This is a genomic window from Agromyces sp. NPDC058064, assembly GCF_042885275.1.
Taxonomy (GTDB): Bacteria; Actinomycetota; Actinomycetes; order Actinomycetales; family Microbacteriaceae; genus Agromyces.
In genome coordinates this window covers 106,741-125,340 of sequence record NZ_JBHVSE010000006.1, presented here as the reverse complement: position 1 = coordinate 125,340, position 18,600 = coordinate 106,741, and the positions used below count along the sequence as shown (strand labels likewise).

21 protein-coding genes are annotated in these 18,600 nt (G+C 72.7%); 12 read left to right on the top strand and 9 right to left on the bottom strand.

Annotated elements, in window-relative coordinates; translation table 11 throughout:
- Positions 1-48: 48 nt before the first annotated feature.
- Positions 49-807, bottom strand: coding sequence for a MerR family transcriptional regulator (locus ACFVSL_RS17580; RefSeq protein ID WP_386942278.1), 759 nt, complete (start codon positions 805-807; stop codon positions 49-51).
- A gap of 202 nt (positions 808-1,009) precedes the next feature.
- Here ACFVSL_RS17580 and ACFVSL_RS17575 point away from each other — a divergent pair, with 202 nt between their 5' ends.
- From ACFVSL_RS17575 to crcB, 5 genes are all read left to right on the top strand, one after another.
- Entirely contained in the window at positions 1,010-1,951 is a 942-nt protein-coding gene (locus tag ACFVSL_RS17575) for a DUF4097 family beta strand repeat-containing protein (RefSeq protein WP_386942277.1), read from the top strand.
- Complete coding sequence (locus tag ACFVSL_RS17570) at positions 1,948-2,640, top strand: helix-turn-helix transcriptional regulator (RefSeq protein WP_386942276.1); 693 nt, start codon at positions 1,948-1,950, stop codon at positions 2,638-2,640. Before ACFVSL_RS17575 ends, ACFVSL_RS17570 begins: the two co-directional genes overlap by 4 nt.
- Positions 2,641-2,739: 99 nt before the next feature.
- Positions 2,740-3,312: a GNAT family N-acetyltransferase gene (locus ACFVSL_RS17565; RefSeq protein WP_386942275.1), complete on the top strand. Its 573-nt coding sequence runs from the start codon at positions 2,740-2,742 to the stop codon at positions 3,310-3,312.
- Between the two features lie 9 nt (positions 3,313-3,321).
- Positions 3,322-3,756: a fluoride efflux transporter FluC gene (locus tag ACFVSL_RS17560; RefSeq protein WP_386942274.1), complete on the top strand. Its 435-nt coding sequence runs from the start codon at positions 3,322-3,324 to the stop codon at positions 3,754-3,756.
- Positions 3,753-4,133 (top strand): fluoride efflux transporter CrcB, encoded by a 381-nt coding sequence (gene crcB, locus ACFVSL_RS17555; protein WP_386942273.1) that lies wholly within the window; start codon positions 3,753-3,755, stop codon positions 4,131-4,133. The genes ACFVSL_RS17560 and crcB overlap by 4 nt, the downstream gene beginning before the upstream one ends.
- Before the next feature lie 102 nt (positions 4,134-4,235).
- Here crcB and ACFVSL_RS17550 read toward each other — a convergent pair whose 3' ends face one another.
- The 4 genes from ACFVSL_RS17550 to ACFVSL_RS17535 all read right to left on the bottom strand — a co-directional run bounded on the left by ACFVSL_RS17550 (position 4,236) and on the right by ACFVSL_RS17535 (position 7,495).
- Complete coding sequence (locus ACFVSL_RS17550; RefSeq protein WP_386942272.1) at positions 4,236-5,495, bottom strand: Dyp-type peroxidase; 1,260 nt, start codon at positions 5,493-5,495, stop codon at positions 4,236-4,238.
- Positions 5,495-6,031 carry a copper chaperone PCu(A)C gene (locus ACFVSL_RS17545; protein WP_386942271.1) on the bottom strand — a complete coding sequence of 179 codons (537 nt, stop codon included), beginning with the start codon at positions 6,029-6,031 and terminating at the stop codon, positions 5,495-5,497. Before ACFVSL_RS17545 ends, ACFVSL_RS17550 begins: the two co-directional genes overlap by 1 nt.
- Before the next feature lie 19 nt (positions 6,032-6,050).
- Positions 6,051-6,764 carry a copper resistance protein CopC gene (locus tag ACFVSL_RS17540; RefSeq protein WP_386942270.1) on the bottom strand — a complete coding sequence of 238 codons (714 nt, stop codon included), beginning with the start codon at positions 6,762-6,764 and terminating at the stop codon, positions 6,051-6,053.
- Positions 6,765-6,865: 101 nt separating this feature from the next.
- Positions 6,866-7,495, bottom strand: coding sequence for a hypothetical protein (locus ACFVSL_RS17535; protein ID WP_386942269.1), 630 nt, complete (start codon positions 7,493-7,495; stop codon positions 6,866-6,868).
- A 93-nt stretch (positions 7,496-7,588) separates the two neighbouring features.
- Between ACFVSL_RS17535 and ACFVSL_RS17530 the strand changes: the two genes are divergently transcribed.
- Both ACFVSL_RS17530 and ACFVSL_RS17525 read left to right on the top strand, forming a co-directional pair.
- Positions 7,589-9,715 (top strand): APC family permease, encoded by a 2,127-nt coding sequence (locus ACFVSL_RS17530; protein WP_386942268.1) that lies wholly within the window; start codon positions 7,589-7,591, stop codon positions 9,713-9,715.
- Positions 9,716-9,743: 28 nt separating this feature from the next.
- Positions 9,744-10,160: a DUF1801 domain-containing protein gene (locus ACFVSL_RS17525; RefSeq protein ID WP_386942267.1), complete on the top strand. Its 417-nt coding sequence runs from the start codon at positions 9,744-9,746 to the stop codon at positions 10,158-10,160.
- A gap of 27 nt (positions 10,161-10,187) precedes the next feature.
- Here ACFVSL_RS17525 and ACFVSL_RS17520 read toward each other — a convergent pair whose 3' ends face one another.
- Positions 10,188-11,363, bottom strand: coding sequence for an FAD-dependent oxidoreductase (locus tag ACFVSL_RS17520; protein ID WP_386942266.1), 1,176 nt, complete (start codon positions 11,361-11,363; stop codon positions 10,188-10,190).
- 187 nt (positions 11,364-11,550) lie between these two features.
- Between ACFVSL_RS17520 and ACFVSL_RS17515 the strand changes: the two genes are divergently transcribed.
- Positions 11,551-11,760 (top strand): DUF3073 domain-containing protein, encoded by a 210-nt coding sequence (locus tag ACFVSL_RS17515; RefSeq protein ID WP_386942265.1) that lies wholly within the window; start codon positions 11,551-11,553, stop codon positions 11,758-11,760.
- A 41-nt stretch (positions 11,761-11,801) separates the two neighbouring features.
- Here the strand turns inward: ACFVSL_RS17515 and ACFVSL_RS17510 are convergent, their stop codons facing one another.
- Positions 11,802-12,608 (bottom strand): LLM class flavin-dependent oxidoreductase, encoded by an 807-nt coding sequence (locus tag ACFVSL_RS17510; RefSeq protein ID WP_386942264.1) that lies wholly within the window; start codon positions 12,606-12,608, stop codon positions 11,802-11,804.
- Between the two features lie 8 nt (positions 12,609-12,616).
- A complete protein-coding gene (gene purM, locus ACFVSL_RS17505; RefSeq protein WP_386942263.1) occupies positions 12,617-13,729 on the bottom strand; it encodes a phosphoribosylformylglycinamidine cyclo-ligase in 1,113 nt (370 codons plus the stop codon).
- Positions 13,730-13,814: 85 nt separating this feature from the next.
- Here purM and ACFVSL_RS17500 point away from each other — a divergent pair, with 85 nt between their 5' ends.
- Together ACFVSL_RS17500 and ACFVSL_RS17495 are read left to right on the top strand one after the other, a co-directional pair.
- Positions 13,815-14,426: a zinc-binding alcohol dehydrogenase gene (locus ACFVSL_RS17500; protein WP_386942262.1), complete on the top strand. Its 612-nt coding sequence runs from the start codon at positions 13,815-13,817 to the stop codon at positions 14,424-14,426.
- A gap of 29 nt (positions 14,427-14,455) precedes the next feature.
- Positions 14,456-14,890 carry a PaaI family thioesterase gene (locus ACFVSL_RS17495; RefSeq protein ID WP_386942261.1) on the top strand — a complete coding sequence of 145 codons (435 nt, stop codon included), beginning with the start codon at positions 14,456-14,458 and terminating at the stop codon, positions 14,888-14,890.
- Positions 14,891-14,896: 6 nt separating this feature from the next.
- On the opposite strand, the gene ACFVSL_RS17490 is transcribed toward ACFVSL_RS17495, so the two are convergent.
- A complete protein-coding gene (locus ACFVSL_RS17490) occupies positions 14,897-16,282 on the bottom strand; it encodes a PLP-dependent aminotransferase family protein (RefSeq protein ID WP_386942260.1) in 1,386 nt (461 codons plus the stop codon).
- Between the two features lie 74 nt (positions 16,283-16,356).
- On the opposite strand from ACFVSL_RS17490, the gene ACFVSL_RS17485 reads away from it, so the two are divergent.
- Together ACFVSL_RS17485 and purF are read left to right on the top strand one after the other, a co-directional pair.
- On the top strand, positions 16,357-16,866 hold the full coding sequence (locus ACFVSL_RS17485) for a carboxymuconolactone decarboxylase family protein (RefSeq protein WP_386942259.1): 510 nt from the start codon (positions 16,357-16,359) through the stop codon (positions 16,864-16,866).
- 100 nt (positions 16,867-16,966) lie between these two features.
- Complete coding sequence (purF, locus tag ACFVSL_RS17480; RefSeq protein ID WP_386942258.1) at positions 16,967-18,424, top strand: amidophosphoribosyltransferase; 1,458 nt, start codon at positions 16,967-16,969, stop codon at positions 18,422-18,424.
- The last annotated feature ends 176 nt before the right edge of the window (positions 18,425-18,600 follow it).

Here is an 18,600-nt window from a genome sequence, read left to right as displayed (position 1 = left end):
GGGACACCTCGGAGGCCGCAGCGACACCGCACGCGGCTACAGCTGCGGCTACAGCTCGCGCTCGGCGTACGCGCGCAGGGCGTCGCGCACGAACTCGGCACCCTCGGTGCCGCCGTAGTTCGCGCCGAAGCGCGGGTCGGCGACGTACATCTCGCCGAGCCCGATGACGTATGCCGCGATGTCGCCGCCCGGCACCGCCGCGGGCGTGCCCGGAACGGCGGTCAGCCACTCGACGTGGCGCTTCGCGAGCGCCTGCCCCTCGGCGCCGTCGGGCGCCACACCCGACCCGGCCGCCGCGATCCAGTCGCGGTTGAGCTCGGCGAGGCGAGCCTTCCACTCGCGCTGCCCGGCCTCGCCGAGGCCGCGCCACCAGCGGTCGCCGCTCGCGTACGCCTCCGTGCCCCAGCGCTCCTCGACCTCCTCCTTGTACCGGGTGTGGTCGAAGCCGTCGAACATCTCCTCTGCCATGAGTCGTTCACCTCCTTCCAGTCGTTCGATCGTCGTCTCGACCGACGCGATCTGCCGCGCCAGCCGATGCTGCTCCTGGCGGAGCCAGCCGAGATGGGCCGTGAGCGCCTGCGCCTCGGCGGCGTCGCCCTCGAGCACCTCGCCGATGGCGGGCAGCCCGAGACCGAGCTCGCGCAGCAGCAGGATGCGCTGCAGCCGGACGAGCGCGCGCTCGTCGTAGTGGCGGTACCCGTTCGACGCGATGCGGCTCGGTGCGAGCAGCCCGAGCTCGTCGTAGTGACGCAGCGTGCGGCTCGTCGTGCCGGCGAGCTTCGCGATCTCCTGGATCGACCAGTCCACGTTCGGCCTCCTCTCTCGTGTTCTCCACGGTAGAACTTGACGCTGCGTCAATGTCAAGCACGAGGCATCCGCGGATCGCTTGCATCTGGAGGAAACGCGATATATCGTGAGATTGTCGCGAACGCGATATATCGCGATACAGAGATTTCAAGAGGGTCCGGATGCCGCGGGCATCCCCTCTGACACGAAGGAGCACCACGACATGACGATCGAGAAGTGGGTCATCACCCCCGGCCAGTCACGGGTCATCGACCTCGAGCTCGTCCGCAAGCTCAAGGTCGGCCTCATCGGCGGCAAGGTCGACCTCATCGCGCACGACGAGCCCGGCGCCCGGGTCGAGATCTCGGGCGTCACCGGCAAGGACCTGATGGTGCGCATCGACGGCGACACGCTCGAGATCGACCACCCGCAGCTCCGCTGGGACAACTTCATCGAGGCGTTCAAGGGCTGGGCCGGCAATGCGAAGGCGCAGGTCTCGATCCTCGCGCCGCGCGACGTCGCCCTGAAGCTGGGCGTCGTGTCGGGCGACGCGCTCGTCTCGGGCTTCACGACCGACGCCAAGCTCAGCACCGTCTCGGGCGAGCTCGTGCTCGACAACCACGAGGGCGACGTCGAGCTCTCGAGCGTCTCGGGCGAGATCTCGGTCGGCGACCACACCGGCCGCATCACAGCCCACTCGGTCTCGGGCGACATCGTCGCGACGGGCGACGTGCGGTCGTTCAACGTCGACACGGTCTCGGGCAACATGATGCTCGACGCGTTCGGCACCCCCGACCGCATCGACACCAACACGGTCGCGGGCGACCTCACCGTGCGCTTCGACGGCGGCAGCGGTGCGCGCTACCGCGTCAACACGGTCGGCGGCACGGTGCTCATCGACGACACCACCATCAAGGGCGTGCTCGGCAAGGGCTTCGAGCGCGTGACGGGCGAGCTGGCCGGCCGCTGGCTCGACTTCGGCGCGAACAGCGTCTCGGGCTCGATCTCGGTGATCCGACGCGAGCCGGTCACGCAGCCCGCAGGGGCCGCCGGGGCCGCGGGGGCCGCGGGGGCCGCGGCGGAGCACGGGCCGGCCGACGAGGGCGGCACTGGAACGGGCAGCGCGGCTCCGTCGAACCAGCGCAGTGACGAGGCATCCGCATGACTCCGCCCGTCTTCGCCCACGGCAGCCTCCGTCTCTACCTGCTGGCGCTCCTCGAAGAGCGGCCTCGGCACGGGTACGAGCTGATCCAGGCGCTCTCCGATCGGTTCGGCGGCACGTACTCGCCGAGCGCCGGCACGATCTACCCCCGTCTCTCGAAGCTCGAGGAGGAGGGGCTCGTCACGAAGTCGAGCGACGGCCGCAAGACCGTCTACGAGATCACCGACGCCGGCCGCACCGAGCTCGACGCGCGCAGGCACGAGCTCGACGCCATCGAGGACGAGGTGACCGACTCGGTGCGGCGCCTCGCCGAGGGCGTGCGCGCCGAGGTCAACGACGCGATGCGCACGCTCCGCGCCGAGCTCGCGAGCGCCGCCCGCGAGGCCAAGCGCTCCGCCGGCTCCGCGACGGCCGCCGAGGCCGGGGGCCGTGCCGGCTCCGACGCCGGTTCCGGCTCGTCGACCAGGGTCGGCGACGGCGACGACTCGCGGGCCGGCGTCGACGCGCGGGTCGAGTCGACGCGAGCCGTGCACGAGGCCGACCTCGTGCTCAACGAGTTCCGCCAGCGCCTGCGCACCGAACTGCGCACCCAGGCCCACCAGGGGCTCGTGCCGCCCGAGACGGTCACCCTGCTGCGGGCTCGCCTCGCGCAGGTGCACGCCGACGTGCTCGCGACGCTCACTCGTCCCTGAGGCGAGTCGGGCAGCGGTTCCGACGACCGACCCCCACCGACCACGCCGCACTCGGGACGGAACGGCGCCCGGGTCGGTGGGGCGTGCTTCGATGGGACCATGAGCAGCCATGACGGCACGACCGGCGGCACGCCCGACGTCGGGGTCGTGCTGCACCCGTGGTCCGAGGGCGACCTCGACCTCCTGCGCCGGGCGAACACGCCCGAGCTCATGAACTGGGTCGGCGGCGTCGAGAGCGACGAGCAGGTGCGGGCCCGGCACGAGCGGTACCTGCGGCTCGCCCCCGATGGGCGCGGGCAGCAGTTCCGCATCACCATCGCGGGGCACCCCGAGGGCGTCGGCATCGTCGGCTACTGGCAGCACGAGTGGCGCGGCGCCCCCGCACTCGAGAGCGGCTGGTCGGTCGAGGCCGCATACCGGGGTCACGGCATCGCGCCGGCCGCCGTGCGGCTGATGCTCGAAGCGGCGCGCGTCGCCGGCGAGACGCTGCCCGTGCACGCCTACCCCTCGGTCGACAACCCCGCGTCGAACGCCGTCTGCCGCAAGGCCGGCTTCACCCTGCTCGGCGAAGAGGACTTCGAGGTCGGCGGCCGCGTGCTGCGCACGAACGACTGGGTCGCCGAGCTCGCACACGCCCCGGGTCGCCCGACCGGCGGCGGCCGCGGGGCGTAACCTCGAGTGGTGCGCTCCTCCCCCGCCCTGACGCTCCTCGCGGTCGCGGTCGGCGGCGTGGCCGGCACGGGCCTCAGGCTCGGCTTCGATCTCGCGTTCCCGCACGGCGACGCCGAGTTCCCGATCGAGACGCTCGTCGTGAACCTCGTCGGCACCTTCGCCCTCGGCTGGCTCGTGGGCGGGCTGTGGACGAGGCCGACGACGCCCGCGTGGCTGAAGGCCGGGCTCGGTTCGGGCCTCATCGGCTCGTTCACCACCCTCTCGGCCGTGATGGCGTCGCTCCTCGTGCTCACCCGTGAGGGCGAGCCGTGGCTCGCCGCCCTCTACCTTCTCGCGTCGGTGCTGGGCGGCCTGCTGCTCGCCGTGCTCGGCCTGAAGCTCGGTTCGCGGCTCGCGCACCGCCCGATGCCCCACGAGGTCAGCGACGCGGGGGCCACCCTGTGAGCGGGGCGCTGAGCCCGCTCGTCGTCGCCGCCGTGCTCGGGGCGGGCGCCGTCGGCGCACTCCTGCGCTATCTCCTGTCGAAGGCGTTCCCCGTGCGCCCGGGCCACCTGCCCGGCGGCATCCTGATCGTGAACGTCGTCGGCTCGGGCGTCGCGGGTGCGCTCATCGGCCTCGCCGAGCGTGCGGCGCTCGACGGCGACCTGCGGCTCGTGCTCGTCACCGGCTTCTGCGGCGGCCTCACGACGTTCAGCACCTGGAGCGTCGAGACGATCGAGCTCGCCACGGGCGGCCGCTGGCGCGCGGCGGTGCTGAACGTCGCCGTCACGCTCGTGCTCGGCATCGGCGCGGCGGCGGCCGCGTACCTCGCGTTCCGCTGACCCCGAACCCTGCTGCTCGTGCTGCTCGTGCAGGAGAAAAGGCCCCATCCCTTGCTGACAGGTCGGTTCAGTGCAATTCTCCTGCACGAGCAGCGGCACGCGTCAGACGAGCGTGTCGCCGACGTACCCGCCCTCGGCGCAGCCCGGCGGGATCGCGAAGACCGCCGAGCCGATCGGCGTCGTCCACTCGTTCAGCAGGTCGAGCTCGTCGAGCCGCCGCTGGATCGGCACGAACTGCCGGTCGACGTCGGCCTGGTACGAGGCGAACAGCAGCCCCGCATCCGAGATCGAGCCGTCGGCCGGTGACTCGTCGTAGTTGTACCCGCGCCGGAAGATGCGCTCGCCCGGCACCTCGCTGCGCGAGCGCCGCAGGTGCGAGAAGTCGCCGATCACGGGGAAGCCGACCGGGGTCAGCGCCTCGAAGTCGGGTTCGTCGTGCTCGTGCTCGCCGGTGAGTGGGGCGCCGCTGCCGAGCTTGCGCCCGACCGAGGCCTCGCGGCCGGGCCGGTCGACGCGGTCCCAGCCGTCGAGGTCCATCGCGATGCGACGCAGCACCATCGAGGTGCCGCCCGCGAGCCACGACGGCTCGCCGGCCGACCAGACGAGCTCGTCGAAGTCGTCGGTGCCCGGGGCCGGGTTGACGGTGCCGTCGAGCTGCCCGAAGAGGTTGCGCATCGTCGAACCGGACGCCTCGGCGCCCGCCGCCCGCCGGAACCCCTGCTGCGACCAGCGCACGCTCGCGAACGAGCGGGCGTCCTTCAGCAGCATGCGGGCCGCATGCGCCACGGTCACGGGGTCGTCGGCACCGAGGTGGATGAGCAGGTCGCCGCCGCTCAACTCGGGCCGCAACCGGTCGATGCCGAACGCGGGCAGCGGGCGCAGCCACTCGGGCGCGACGCCGCCGGCGCGCGCGACGAGCCCCGGGCCGAACCCGAACGTCACCGTCAGCCGCGCAGGCATGAGGGCGAGCTCGGGCTCGGTGTCGGCGAGCGGCGCGCGCCCCTGCGTGATGCGCGCCGCGTCGTCGCTCAGCACCCGCAGCATCCGCCGGATCGCGTCGGCGTCGATCTCGGGCGCGAGGTCGAGGGCGATGAAGCGGGCGTGCGCCTGCGGCGGGGTCTCGATGCCGGCCTGGCGGGCGCCGTGGAACGGCACGATCGCCTCGCCGACGGCGGTCTCACGGGCGGCCGCCGCGGCCGCCGACTCGCCGGCACCCGCGGAGCCGGAGCCGGCGGTGCCCGCGAGGGCCCCGCCGACCGCCTGCGCCCCGAGCACGCTCGCCGCGCCGGCTCCGGCCGCGGCGGCACCTCCGAGCAGGAGCTGCCGCCGCGAGAACCCGGAGCCGCCGGGTTCGCCGGTCATCAGTGCGCCTCGTGCCCGTCGTCGTACTGCTCGTTCGCTCCGGCGTAGTCCTTCACGGGCGCGGTGACGTCGAGCGTCGAGCCGTCCGAGAACTCGAGGGTGACGGTGACCTCGTCGCCCGCGAGCGCGGGGGCGGCGAGGCCCATGAGCATGACGTGGTTCGCGCCCGGCTCGAGCGCGAAGGTCTCGCCGGCGGGCAGCTCGAAGCCGCCCTCCTTCTGGCGCATCTGCATGGTGCCGTCGGACTCGACGGTCTCGTGCAGCTCGGCCGTCTCGGCGGCGTCGGTCATGGCGCCGACGAGGGTGACGTCGGCCGTGCCGTCGTTCACGAGCTCGCCGAAGAGGGCGGTCATGCCGTCGTCGGCGGCCTTGACCCAGGCCTCCTCGACGGTGACGGATGCCGCCGCTTCGGCCGCGGCCGAAGGTGCGGCGGTCTCGCCCGCGGCGGCGCCGGCGGTGCCGGCGCAGCCCGAGAGCAGCAGGAGGGCGGCGAGGGCCGCCCCGAGGGCAGGGGTGATCGCGGTGTGTCGCTGCATGATGATCGTTCCCCGCGGCTCAGGCGGTCGGGCCGTTGCCGGCGTCGGGGCCGCTGCCCGCCGTGGGGCCGTCGCCCGCACCGGGACCGGCGCTCTTCCGACGCGCGTTCACGATGACCGCGACGATCAGCGCGATGACGCCGAGGCCGCCGACCACGAATCCGGCGATGGCCCAGCCGTCGGGGCCCGCGGCGGTGTCCTCGGCGTGGTCGCCCTCAGCGTGGTCGCCCTCCTCGTGCCCGTCGGCGTGCTCGTCGGCGTCGTCGCTCGCGGCGGCGTCGTCGTGCGGGGGCTCCTCGGTCCAGGTGCCGGTCGCGTCGGCGCCCACGCCGAAGTCGATCGTGCCCTCGATGGGGTGGCCGTCGCTCGACACCGCGCGCCAGCGCGCCTGGTACTCGCCCGAGAGGTCGGCGGGCAGGCTCGCGGTGACGGTCGGACCCGTGATGACGGGGTCGCCGACCTCGATCTCCTCGCCGTGGTGGTCGACCACGACGACGGCGGTGCCGACCTCGATGATGTCGTTCGAGAACTCGAGCGAGACCTCGGCGGGCGACGTCTCGAACATCTGGCCGGGCTCGGGGCTCGAGCCGATGAGCTCGTCGTGCGCCTGCGCGGCGGTGCCGCCGGTCAGGGCGAGCGCGGCGGCGAAGGTGATCGCGGCGGCCGCGACGAGGGCGGCGCGGAGGCGGTTGGCAGGGGCCGCGATGGTCGCGGCGGTGGTGCGCTGGTTCATTCGGGAGTCTCTCTCCTCGTGCTCCGGACGGACGGCGTGCCGCGCCACGTGGGGCGCGAGGCATCCGGAGTCTTCGTGATGTTCCGCCGAACGGCGGAGGGTCAGGCGAAGGCGAGGAGGGACGGCGGGCCGCGGTAGCGGAGTGCGGCGAAGCGGAGTCGCGAGCTGAGCCGCGGCGCCGCCACGGCGCCGAGCCGCGCACGGACGGAGCGGTCGGCGACGGGCACCGGCTCGGCGGCGCGACCGCTGAGCATGAGCACGAAGCGTCGGGTCGCCGCGGCGAGCGCCGCCCAGGCGACCCGCTCGACGGCGAGGAGGTAGACGATCGTGAGCACCGCGGCGAGCGCGTGACCGGCGAGCATCGCGCCGTCGCCGAGGCCCGCGTGCGCCGCGTGCCCGGCGTGCGCCGCAGCGCCGCCCGCGTCGACGAACGCGACCGTCTGGTGGTGCCCCGCACCGCTCACCGCGAACTCGCCCGTGCCGGCGCCGGCGCCCACGCCGAAGAGCAGGTGGAACGCGCCCTGGCTGACGATCACCGCGAGTGCGGTGCGCACGGGGGTGGTGCGGCGGCCGACGAAGGCGACCGAGGCGCCGAGCGCCACGATCGCGGCGAGCGCCAGCCCGACCCCGCCCGGGGACTCGCCGCCGGCGACGCCGTGCGAGAACGCCGCGAGGAACAGCGCGACCGAGGCCGTCGCAGCGCCGCGTGCGAGCTGCGTCGCACGGTTCACGGTGGCTCCCGGAGTTCGGTGAATGGGGCAGAGCGGACCAACTCTAGCAAGCCCGTCTTGACATTCGCTTCCCCGGGAGTAGTGTCATCCGCCGTGACGAACGACGCGGGCGAACCGCCTGCAGAACTGAAGTCGCCGAAGCACTGGATCATCGGCGACCCCCTGCCCACCGAGAAGCTCGAGGGGCAGCTGCTTCCGAAGCACCTGGCGCTGCCGATCTTCGCGAGCGACCCCCTCTCCTCAGTGGCCTACGCGCCGCAGGAGCTCCTCATGATCCTGATGGTGGGCGGGCTCGCCTTCCTGAGCTTCGCCCCGTGGGTCGCGCTCGCGGTCGTCGTGCTGCTCGTGACGGTCGTCGCGAGCTACCGGCAGCTCATCAGGGCGTACCCATCGGGCGGCGGCGACTACGAGGTCGCGCACCGCAACCTCGGCGAGAAGGCCGGCCTCGTGGTGGCCTCGGCGCTCCTCGTCGACTACGTCATGACCGTCGTCGTGTCGGTCGCCTCGGGCGTCGACAACATCATCTCCGCGATCCCCGAGCTCGACCCGTTCCGCGTCGAGCTCGCGGTGCTCTTCGTCGTGATCCTCGCCGCGATCAACCTGCGCGGCGTGAGCGAGTCGTCGAAGGCGTTCGCCGTGCCGACGTACCTCTTCATCGGCAGCGTCTTCGTGATGGTCGTCGTCGGACTCGGCCGCACGATCCTCGGCGACCCCCCGGTCGCCGAGTCGGCGGGCTACGAGGTGCAGGCCGAGCAGATGACGCAGGCGGCGATGATCCTGCTCCTCCTGCGCTCCTTCGCGAGCGGATGCTCCGCGCTCACCGGCGTCGAGGCGATCTCCAACGGCGTCCCGGCCTTCCGGGTGCCGAAGGTGCGCAACGCCCAGCGCACGCTCGTGCTCATGGGCGGCATCGCCATCGTGCTGTTCGCGGGCCTCACCGCACTCGCGATCGTCTCCCAGGTGCACTACGCCGAGGACCCGTGCCACCTCATCGGCTGGGCCGGGTGCGAGACCGAGCCGCAGCGCAGTCTCATCGCGCAGGTCGCGGCGGCGACGTTCGGCGACTCGACGGTCTTCTTCTACGTCATCCAGGCCGCGACGGCGCTCGTGCTGCTGCTCGCGGCGAACACCGCGTTCAACGGCTTCCCCCTGCTCGGCTCGGTGCTCGCCCGCGACGGCTACGCCCCGAAGTCGCTCTCGACCCGTGGCGACCGCCTCATCTACTCGAACGGCGTGCTCATCCTCGCGCTCGCGGCCTCGGTCATCCTGATCGTGTTCCAGGCGAACCTGACGGTGCTCATCCAGCTCTACATCATCGGCGTGTTCGTGTCGTTCACGCTCGGGCAGACCGGCATGGTGCGCCACTGGCTGCGGGCACTGCGGGCGCCCGATCGCTCGCACCCCTCGCGCAGCGGCAAGGCGCAGGCGCCCACCCAGGCCCAGTCGCAGGCGCTCGCCGAGGGGGCGAAGCCGCTCACGCGCGGCGCGATCGTGCGCGCCCTCGTGATCAACGCCATCGGGGCCGCGATGACCGCGGTCGTGCTGATCGTGGTCACGGTCACGAAGTTCACCCACGGAGCCTGGATCGTGTTCGTGCTGATGCCGATCCTGTTCTTCCTGATGATGGGCGTGCACCGGTACTACCGCGACGTCGAGCGCGAGATCGAGGTCGACCCGACGACGACGTTCGGCTCGACCGGCGACCACGCGATCGTGCTCGTGGGCCGCATGCAGAAGCCGACGCTGAAGGCGCTCGACTACGCGATCGCCGCCCGCCACGACTCGCTCGAGGCCGTGCACGTCTCGATCGACGAGGCGCAGACGAAGCAGCTGAAGAAGGAGTGGGTGAAGATGAACATCCACGTGAAGCTGCGCATCCTGTCGTCGCCCTACCGCGACCTCAGCCACCCGCTCATCCAGTACATCAAGCAGCACCGCGAGGAGCACGGCTCCGAGGTGATCACGGTCTACATGCCGCAGTACATCGTCGGGCACTGGTGGGAGAACATCCTGCACAACCACAAGGCCCGTCGCATCCGGCAGAAGCTCATGCTCGTGCACGGCGTCACGGTCGCGCTCGTGCCTTGGCTGCTCGACTCCTCCGACCTGCTGTACGGCCGGCGTTCGCGCCCGCTGCCCGGTCAGGACCGGCGCGGTGAGCCGCGGCGCCCGGTGCCCCGGCGCCCGCTCGCCGAGAGCGATGCGAAGCGCGGGCGGTAGGCGGCGCGGGGGCGAGTAGGCTCCGGGCATGGCGACAGGGCGCACGGATGTCCCGGTGGAGGTCTTCCTCGACGGGGTGACGCATCGGGTGCGCCGGCGCGACGCCGCGACGCTCCTCGCCCTGATGGAGCGCGTGACCGGCGAGACCGCCTACATGTGGGGCCCGTCGATCGTCGGGTTCGGCGAGTACCACTACCGCTACGACAGCGGGCGCGAGGGCACGACGCCGGCGGCGGCGTTCTCGCCGCGGAAGACGGCCTCGACGGTGTACCTCGTGCCGGGGCTCACCGAGCGGCCCGAGCTGCTCGAGCGCCTCGGCCCGCACACCACCGGGGTCGGCTGCCTCTACCTGAAGGACCTGGCCGACGTCGACCTCGACGTGCTGGCCGAGCTCGTGCGCGAGTCGTACGAGTTCGCGCAGCCGACGCCGCCTCCGGCCGAGTAGCGCGCCCGACCGCGACCCCGTCGCCCGCTAGAGCATCGCCATGATCTGGCGGGCGATCATGCGGCCCGCCCGACTCGCGCCGATCGTCGAGGCCTGCGGCCCGTACCCGGCGAGGAAGACGCGGGGGTCGCTCCAGGCGGCGCCCTGCCCGACGGTCACGCCGCCCGCCTTCTCGCGGAGCTTCAGCGGTGCGAGGTGGCGCAGCTCAGGCCGGAACCCCGTCGCCCAGATGATCGCATCGGCGCGGGCCGTGCCCTGCTGCTCGCCGTCCCAGACGATGCGGTCGCCTTCGATGCGGTCGAACATCGGGCGGGCGACGAGCAGCCCGCGCTCGATGCCGGCGGCGATGCGGCGGCTCTTCGGCACGCCGGTGCCGCTCACGATCGACGGGAGCGCCCGCCCCGAGCGCGCCGCCTCGTCCTGCATGGCGACGGCGGCCGAGGCGCCCTCGAGGTCGAGCTCCTGCCGGTCGATCCAGTCGATCGGGCGACGCGACACCCAGGTGAGCCCGGCGGCCACGTCCTCGAGCTCGAGCATGAACCCGATCGCGCTCGTGCCGCCGCCCACGACGACGACGTGCTGGTCGCGGAAGTCCTCGGCCGAGGTGAAGTCGGAGGTGTGCAGGTGCCGCCCGGCGAACTCGCCCATGCCCGGGTAGAACGGCACGAACGGCGACCCCCAGGTGCCCGTCGCGTTGACGAGGAACTGGGTCGAGATCTCGAGCTGCGGCGCCTCGGCGGCCTGCGGCGCCTCGAACGTCTTGCGCCGCCGGCCGAAGAGTCCGCGGGTCTTCAGCTCCTCGATGGGCTGGGGGCTCAGGTCTTCGTAGCGCACGAGGAGGTCGACGCCCTCGTTCGAGACGGAGCGCACGTTCATCGGTCGGCGCACCTGGAGGTCGAAATGCTCCTCGAAGCGCCCGTAGTACTCGGCGACGACGTCCTTCGCGGGGAGCGCACGGTCGGCGGTGTCGAAGCTGAGGCCGAGGTCGCCGAGGCCGGGGAGGTCGTTCACCCGGTGCGCGGTGCCGAGCCGGAGCGACGACCAGCGGTGCTGCCACGCGCCGCCCGGTCCGGGTGCGCGATCGAGCATGACGAAGTCCTGCCCGGCGACGAGCTCGAACCGGCGGAGGTAGTACGCGACCGAGAGACCCGCTTGACCGGCCCCGATCACGACCACCTTGACGCGTTCGGGGCTCGTGTTCACACCCCAATCTCAGCACGTCTGCCTGTGTGCTCGCAGCACGTCGGCCGAACGACATCGGGCGTGCTGTGGAGACCGCCGTCGGGTGCGATCCGCGGTGCTAAACTGGCGGCTGGACGAATTCATTTATCAGATGAGCGCCGGGTGAAGACCAAATCCCACCCGGCCAGATGTCGTAAGGGGGTCACGCATGGGGCGCGGCCGTCAGAAAGCCAAGCACACCAAGGTCGCTCGGGAGCTGAAGTACTTCAGCCCGAACACCGACTACAACGCGCTTGAGCGCGAGCTCACGAGCTCGCAGCATGACGATTACAGCGATGAGGCGTCGAAGTGGGCGGAGTACGCCGACGATGACGACACCTATGTCGCGGGCGACGAACAGCGCGAACAGCGCGCGTAGTCGCCACCGTCACGGTCACCGACGCACCTCATCGACTCTCGTCACTCCTCGCTGAGGCGCGCGTCGGCGGCCGTCTCGGCGAGCCATCCGGCGACCGTCTCGGCGAAGCGCTCGAGTTCGGCGAGCGAGTTCGCCGGGGTGATCGCTCGCACGACCACCTCGTCGGCGACGCCGTCGGCACGGTAGTCGGCGAGCCGCGCGGCCGTCGAGATCGTGGCGTCGAGCGCGCCGGTGCCGAGCCGGGCGAAGTTCGCCGCATAGGCGGGCACCTGCTCGTACCGGTGCGCCTCGAGCTCGAGCGCCGGGCGCGCCTGCTCGTCGGCGATGGTGCGGACGTAGGTCACGACCCGGCCGTCCTCGGGCGAACGACCCGCTGAGGCCGCCGCCGCGCGCTGTTCGGCCGTCGCGGCGGTCGCGGCCGCGGGCGTCAGCCAGTTGAGCAGCACTCCGTCGGCGAGCTCGGCTCCGAGGCGTCGCATCCGGGGCCCGAGCGCGCCGAGCACGATGGATGCCTCGCTCCGCTCCCGCAGCTCGGCGATGCCGTCGCGCATGAGGCCGAGCGGCCGCTCGGCGCGCCCCGACCCGATGCCGAGGGCGGTGCGCTCGGCCGGGATGCCGTCGAGGTCGAGCGTCGCCACGGGCCGCCGGTCGATCGGGATGATGCCCGTCGCGAGCTGCAGTCGCTCGGTGCGCGCCGCCGCAGCCCGCAGGCGCGCGAGCGAGTCGCCGCCGGGCACGTCGTTCACCCACAGGGTCGCGAAGCCGAGCCGTTCGAGACGGGGTGCGAGCGCGGCGACGGCTGAGGCATCCGTCGTGCCGATGATGCCGAACGAGACGCGGGGGCGCATGCCGGCGCTCAGCCCGCGTAGGAGCCGACCAGGCGCACCGCGCCGCCGTCGACGCCCTTGGCGCCCTGCTCCCAGCCGTCGGCCGCGGCCGTCGCCGCATCGCCGAAGGCGACCGTGCCGGCCTGCCAGGCGGGGAGCCCGAGGGTGCCGAGCTCGGCGATGACCGCGGGAGCGGCCGCCGCGTCGACGACGGCGAAGAAGCCGATGCCGAGGTTCCAGGTGCCCTCGGTCGATTCGAGCGTGGTGCCGGCGAGCGCGTTGAGCACGCGGAAGACGGGAGCGGGCGACCAGGTGCCGCGGTCGAGCTCGACGCGCGAGCCGAGCGGCAGCACGCGGGCGAGGTTCGCGGCGATGCCGCCGCCCGTGACGTGCGAGAGCGAGTGCACGGCCGTGCCGTTGGCGCCGGCGAGCAGCTGGACGAGCGGGCCGGTGTAGAGGCGGGTCGGCTCGAGCAGCGCCTCGCCCCAGCTGGTGCCGAGCTCGGCGGAGGCGTCGGTGTAGCCGATGCCCTTCGCGTTCAGGATGTGGCGCACGAGCGAGAAGCCGTTGGAGTGCAGGCCGCTCGACTCGATCGCGATGACGACGTCGCCCTCGACGACGCGCTCGGCGCCGAGCAGGCGGTCGCCCTCGACGACGCCGACCGCGGCGCCCGCGACGTCGTAGTCGTCGGCACCCATGAGGCCGGGGTGCTCGGCCGTCTCGCCGCCGACGAGGGCGGTGCCGGTGTCGGCGCAGGCGCGGGCGATCCCGGTGACGATCGAGGCGATGCGCTCGGGCACGACCTTGCCGCAGGCGATGTAGTCGGTCATGAACAGCGGCTTCGCACCGACCACGACGATGTCGTCGACGACCATGCCCACCAGGTCCTGGCCGATGGTGTCGTGCTTGTCGAGCGCCTGCGCGATCGCGATCTTCGTGCCGACGCCGTCGGTCGAGGTCGCGAGCAGCGGCTTCTCGTAGTCCTTGACGAACGAGAGGTCGAAGAGGCCGGCGAACCCGCCGACCCCGCCGAGCACGTTCGGCCCGTGGGTGGCGGCGACCGCCTCCTTCATGAGTTCGACGGCGAGATCCCCCGCCCGGGTGTCGACTCCGGCAGCGGCATATGACGAGTTCGCGCTCACCCGTCAAGGGTACCCGTGCTCGGGCGACGGCGTGTCGCCCGGCTCCACCGGGCCGGTGCGCAGCAGGCGAGCGTAGAATTCGACCATGGCACCGGGGGCCGCACCATCGTGGGTGATCCGTGAGAACGCGAGTCGCCCGGTACTGCTCGCCCTCTACCTGCGCGAGGTGCTCGCGATCGCCTCCCCGGTCGAGCTGCCGCGGCTGCGCGACGTCGGCGCGGTCGGCGACCGGCTCGAGATCGACCGGCACGACCTGCTCGAACGCCAGTGGCGCGCCTGGTGGGCGATGACCGTCGAACCCGAGGCGCATCCCTCGCCCGTGCCGCTCGAGCTCGTGCCCGCCTTCGACACCGAGGTCGCGCTGCCCACTTCGGGCGCCGAGGTGCTCGCGGCCGCGGTCGTGCCGCACGCCGAGGCGGCCCGTTCCTGGGCCGAGTGGGCGCACGACAACTACCGCAGCGTCTCGGCCGCGCGCCTCGGCAACTCGTATCGCGCCTACGCCGGGACGATCGCCGAGCACGAGCGCGAGGTCGGCCGCCGGGCGCACTCCTTCGAGCTCAACGTCGAGGTGCTGCCGCTCGCGGGCGTCGGGGTCTGGTGGATCGGCGCGATGACCGTCGCGGTCACCGACACGCTGCGTTCGGATGCCTCGGCGTTCGACGACGCCATCCACCCGATCATCGCCGAACTGGCCTGAGGCCGGGTGCCGGTGCCAGACTCGGTGGAATGAGCATCTGGCACGGCGACCCCCGGGTCGAGTGGGCGAACTCCCGGAGCGAGGGCACGGCGCTGCGCGCCCTCGGCATCGAGATGACCGAGATCACCGAGACCTCCTTGAAGGGCCGCATGCCGGTCGACGGGCGCACGCGCCAGCCGGGCGGAGTGCTGCACGGCGGGGCATCCGTCGCCCTCGCCGAGACCCTCGCGAGCTGGGGCGCCACGTTCACCGTCGACCCCGCGCAGTTCTACTGCGTCGGCATGGAGATCAACGCGAACCACGTGCGCCCGATCGCCGAGGGCTGGGTCTACGGCGAGGCGACGCCGCTGACGCGCGGGCGCACGACCCAGGTGTGGGAGATCAGGATCACGCAGGAGGACGGCAAGCTCGTCTGCATCTCGCGCTGCACGATGGCGGTGCTGCCGAAGCCCTCGGAGTACTGAGGCGGCTCACGCGAGTCCGGTGCGCGCGGCCTCGACCGAGGCGATCACCGCCGCGACGGCCCGGTCGAAGCGGTGCTCGGGCGGGGCGCCGTAGCCGACGACCATCGTCGGCGGCCGCGAGCCCGCCGTGACGGCGTCGGCGGCGTAGCCGGCCAGTCCGCCGTAGCGCAGGCCGATCGCCGCACCCGCTCGCTCGACGTCGGCCTCGCCGACGCCGTCCGGCAACTCGAGCAGGCAGTGCAGGCCCGCCTCGAGCCCGGCGACCCGGGTGCCGGGCAGGCCGTCGGCGATGAGGCGCTCGAACCGCTCGCGCCGGGCCCGGTAGCGCAGGCGCGCCCCGCGCACCGCGCGGTCGTAGTCGCCCGCGGCGACGAGCGCGGCGAGGGCGAGCTGCGAGAGGGCGTCGGTCGCCGAGCCGCTCAGCCGTCGCTGCGCGAGCACCTCGTCGCGCAGCGTCGACGGCACGACCCCCCAGCCGATGCCGAGCGCGGGCGAGAGCGACTTGCTCGCGGTGCCGCCGTAGACGGTCTGCGAGGGAGCGAGCGCCTGGAACGCCCCGATCGCCCGCCCGTCGAAGCGGAACTCGCCGTCGTAGTCGTCCTCGATCACGACCGCCCCCGAGGCGCGCGCCCACTCGCCGAGCGCCGCCCGGCGCCGGGCCGAGAGCGGCACCCCGGTCGGGAACTGGTGGGCGGGGGTGACGAGGACGGCGTCGACGCCGAGGCCCGCGAGCCGCTCGACCACGAGCCCGTCGGCGTCGAGCGCGACCGGCACGGGGTCGAGCCCGGCCGCGGCGAGCACCTCGCGGTGCGAGGCGTGCCCGTACGCCTCGACGGCGATGCGGCGGCTCCCGCGGGCCGCGAGCGCCCGGGCGACGAGCGAGAGCAGCTCCCCGAAGCCGTGCGTGACGACCACGTCCTCCGCACCCGTGACGACGCCGCGGGTGCGCGCGAGGTACTCGGCGAGGGCCCGGCGGAGCTCGAGGGCGCCTTCGGGCGCCCCGTACGCGAAGGCGGCGGCGGGCGCCTCGGCGAGCGCCCGGGCGACCGCGCGGCCCCAGGCCGAGCGGGCGAACCCCGAGGCGTCGGGGAGCCCGCCGCGCAGGTCGAGGTCGAAGCGCGTCGAACGGTCGACCCGCGCCCCGGCGGCCGGCTCGGGCACGCCGCGCACCCAGGTGCCCGAGCCGACCCGCGCCTCGAGCCGCCCCTCGCCGATGAGCCTCGCGTAGACCTCGGCGACGCTGTTGCGGGCGAGGCCGAGATCGGCCGCGAGGCCGCGGCTCGGCGGCAGCCGCGTGCCGGGTTCGAGCCGGTGCTCGACGATCGCCGCGCGCAGCGCCTGCTCGAGCGAGGCGACCTTGCGCCGCGGATCGAGCTCGAGGTGGAGATCCAATCCTGAATCGGCCCAATCCCGTGCCATGGAATTGGACGTTACCAGCGCGACCGCCCCTCCGTAGCGTGATTCCCATGACCATGACGACCGCACAGACCACCACCTCCACCGATCCCGTCGCACCGGTGCGCCGACTCGACCTCGACGGGGTCGCACCGGCGTTCGTCCGCGCGGTGAGCGCGCTCGACGAGGCCGCGGAGGCCGAGGCGGACCGCGCCGGCATCGAGCAGGGACTGCGCGAGCTCGTGCGCCTGCGCGCCTCGCAGCTGAACGGCTGCTCGTACTGCGTCGACCTGCACTCGCGCGACGCGGCGACCGCCGGCGAGCACGTGCAGCGGCTGTACGCCGTCGCCGTCTGGCCCGAGTCGAACTTCTTCACGGCGCGCGAGCGCGCGGCGTTCGCCCTCGCGGACGCGGTCACCCGGCTGTCGGAGACCCACGTCCCCGACGAGGTGTGGCACGAGGCATCCGCGCAGTTCACCGACGACGAGCTGGCGGCGCTGCTCGCCCTCCTGGTCTCGGTGAACGCGTGGAACGAGCTCGCCGTCTCGACGCGCGGATGGCGACCCAAGCTGCGCATCTGAGCAGGCGGCCGCATGCGGCGGGCTCACCCGCGCAGTATGGGAGAATCGACGAGGCCGGTTCCGGCCGTTCACCACACCCCCACGAGGAGCCATCGCTCGCATGTGCGGCATCGTCGGCATCGTCTCCACCGAGCCCGTCAACCAGCAGATCTACGACAGCCTGCTCCTCCTGCAGCACCGCGGGCAGGACTCGACGGGCATCGCCACCGCCGACGGCCCCGTCTTCCACATGGCGAAGGCGCGGGGACAGGTGCGCGAGGCGTTCCGCACCCGCGACATGCGCTCGCTCATCGGCAACATGGGCCTCGGCCACGTGCGCTACACGACGAAGGGCGCCGCCGAGCGCGAGGAGGAGGCGCAGCCGTTCTACGTGAACGCGCCGTACGGCATCATCCTCGTGCACAACGGCAACCTCACGAACACGCGCGAGCTCTCGAGCGAGCTGTTCTCGATCGACCGCCGCCACGTGAACTCGACGAGCGACACCGAGATGCTGCTGAACGTGCTCGCGACCGAGCTCCAGGGCCAGATCAAGGGCCTCGAGCTCGACCCCGACCAGATCTTCGAAGCCGTCGCGAACGTGCACGAGCGCGTCGAGGGCTCCTACGCGGTCATCTCGATGATCGCCGGCTACGGCCTGCTCGCGTTCCGCGACCCCTTCGGCATCCGCCCGCTCATCCTCGGCAAGCGCGTGACCGAGGCCGGCCGCGACGAGTGGATCGTCGCCTCCGAGTCGCTCGTGCTCGAGAACGGCGACTACGAGATCGTGCGCGACGTCGAGCCCGGCGAGGCGATCTTCATCACCCTCGACGGCGAGATGATCTCGCGCCAGTGCGCGAAGAGCCCCACGCTCGTGCCGTGCTCGTTCGAGTACGTCTACCTCGCCCGCCCCGACTCGGTCATGAACGGCATCTCGGTCTACGAGTCGCGGCTGCGCATGGGCGACCGGCTCGCCGGCACCGTCGCGACGCACATGCCCCTCGGCGACATCGACGTCGTCATGCCGATCCCCGACTCGTCGCGCCCGTCGGCGATGCAGGTCGCGCAGAAGCTCGGCATCGAGTACCGCGAGGGCTTCTACAAGAACCGATACGTCGGCCGCACCTTCATCATGCCGGGCCAGGCCGAGCGCAAGCGCTCGGTGCGCCAGAAGCTCAACGCGATGGGCACCGAGTTCCGCGGCAAGAACATCCTCATCGTCGACGACTCGATCGTGCGCGGCACCACCTCGCAGCAGATCGTGCAGATGGCCCGCGACGCCGGCGCGAACAAGGTGACGTTCGCCTCGGCCGCGCCTCCCGTGCGATTCCCGCACGTCTACGGCATCAACATGCCGAGCCGTCAGGAGCTCATCGCGCACGGCCGCAAGATCCCCGAGATCGCGGCCGAGCTCGGCGCCGACCACATGATCTACCAGGAGGTCGCCGACCTCCAGGCGGCGATCACCGAGGGCACCTCGATCGAGCAGCTCGACCTCTCGTGCTTCACCGGCGAGTACGTCACCGGCACGGTCAGCGAGGAGTACCTCGGCTGGGTGGAGCGCACGCAGCTCAGCTGATCGCGCGTGCGCTTCGCGGTACTCGCGGGGACTGCCGGCGCGGCACTCGCGCGCTTCGCGCCGTCCGCGGGCGCTTCGCGGCGTTCGCGCGCGCTTCGTGGCGCTCACGGGGGCGGCACCGTCGCGGCACTACGTCACTGACCCGCCCCTGGCATCACGACATCGCGCTCGGGCCG